The sequence below is a fragment of the Sphingomonas sp. CCH9-F2 genome (genome assembly GCF_001556735.1).
GTDB classification, from domain to species: Bacteria; Pseudomonadota; Alphaproteobacteria; order Sphingomonadales; family Sphingomonadaceae; genus Sphingomonas; species Sphingomonas ginsenosidimutans.
The window spans coordinates 1-589 of record NZ_LSJO01000653.1 but is presented as its reverse complement, the minus strand read 5'-3'; the positions used below and the strand labels follow the sequence as shown (position 1 = coordinate 589).

1 pseudogene is annotated in these 589 nt (G+C 68.3%); it reads left to right on the top strand.

Annotated elements, in window-relative coordinates:
• Positions 1-484: 484 nt before the first annotated feature.
• Positions 485-589 (top strand): annotated as a pseudogene (locus AX685_RS22065) (flagellin FliC); the annotation flags it as partial.

Genomic DNA, 589 nt, shown 5'->3' with positions numbered 1-589 from the left:
GCCGACGATCAGCGTGCGCGCCGGGGCGGCCATCGCTTCGCCGTCCGCGACCAGGAAGGTCGTGGCGGCCGGCGCGCGCGTGCCCGGCGCTTCCACCGAAAAGCCCTGCGCCCGCAGCGAGGAGACGAGCGTGAGATGCTCCCGCTCCACGGTGGCCGACGGCATGATCGATCGCATGATCTTCGAATCCCTCAATCTGACGAGGGTTGGAATGCGACCGAAATGGTTAACGCCGGGTATCATTTGCCGTCCGGCGGCAGATTTTTTCCGGGCGCGCGTACCGGTGCGTCGCGTGCCCTCGCGCGGGGGCGCATCGCGCGCGCGCGAGGTGCCCCGATCGGCCGGCAACCGGCAAGCCCCGGCAGGGGGCCGGCAAGAATTTTCCTAAAGACCGGCAAAACCCTGCCGTTTTGCTGGTCAGACGGCGCGGATCACCTGCCTTCCGAGGGGGCTGGCGGGGTTAGGCGACGCAGGAGACCATCCCATGACCGTAATCAGTTCGAACACCTCGGCGCTGCGCGCCAGCAACGCATCCGCGCTCGCCAGCAAGGACCTGACGACCGCGATGCAGCGGCTGTCGACCGGCAAG